Origin of the sequence: Bacillus sp. UMB0893 (assembly GCF_002858905.1) — a bacterium.
Lineage (GTDB): Bacteria > Bacillota > Bacilli > Bacillales > Bacillaceae > Bacillus_P.
The window spans coordinates 1-733 of the sequence record NZ_PKLB01000011.1 but is presented as its reverse complement, the minus strand read 5'-3'; the positions used below and the strand labels follow the sequence as shown (position 1 = coordinate 733).

General features: G+C 46.2%; 4 tRNA genes. All 4 read left to right on the top strand.

The features are described 5' to 3' along the window. Nucleotides 1-203 precede the first annotated feature (203 nt). The 4 genes from CYJ36_RS20915 to CYJ36_RS20900 all read left to right on the top strand — a co-directional run bounded on the left by CYJ36_RS20915 (nucleotide 204) and on the right by CYJ36_RS20900 (nucleotide 650). A tRNA-Lys gene (locus CYJ36_RS20915) sits at nucleotides 204-279 on the top strand. Nucleotides 280-294: 15 nt separating this feature from the next. Next, a tRNA-Leu gene (locus CYJ36_RS20910) sits at nucleotides 295-378 on the top strand. A gap of 107 nt (nucleotides 379-485) precedes the next feature. Then, nucleotides 486-562, top strand: a tRNA-Pro gene (locus CYJ36_RS20905). Nucleotides 563-576: 14 nt separating this feature from the next. Continuing rightward, nucleotides 577-650 (top strand) — tRNA-Gly (locus CYJ36_RS20900). Nucleotides 651-733: the final 83 nt, after the last annotated feature.

Below are 733 nucleotides of genomic sequence, written 5' to 3'. Positions count from 1 at the left end.
CGTCATGCGCTGGTTCGAATCCAGCTAGCCCAGCCATTTGTTTTTTAAATGCGAAACTAAACTATGTGCCATTAGCTCAGTCGGTAGAGCACGATCGAATAATCTTCGGAGCTATACATCAACACACAAACCGAGCTGCTACTTGCTTTAAGCTTCCTGAGGTTTGGGTGTCATGCAAAACTAAAGAGTGTTTTCTAAACTATGTGCCATTAGCTCAGTCGGTAGAGCATCTGACTTTTAATCAGAGGGTCGAAGGTTCGAGTCCTTCATGGCACACCATTTTATCTAATGTATGCGGGTGTGGCGGAATTGGCAGACGCGCTAGACTTAGGATCTAGTGTCTTTGACGTGGGGGTTCGAGTCCCTTCACCCGCACCATACATTTTATCTTTTCGCGGTCGTGGCGGAATGGCAGACGCGCTAGGTTGAGGGCCTAGTGGGGGCATTCGACTCCTATCGGGCGCGCCATTCTTATAATAAATGTCCGGGAAGTAGCTCAGCTTGGTAGAGCACTTGGTTTGGGACCAAGGGGTCGCAGGTTCGAATCCTGTCTTCCCGACCAGACAAATACTTTTCGCGGGTGTAGTTTAATGGTAAAACTCTAGCCTTCCAAGCTAATGTCGTGGGTTCGATTCCCATCACCCGCTCCAATTATTTAAAAATGATCTTTGAAAACTAAACAAAACCAAAAGCGTACCAAACGTTTTAAATTTTTGAAGTCAGCAACAAATTG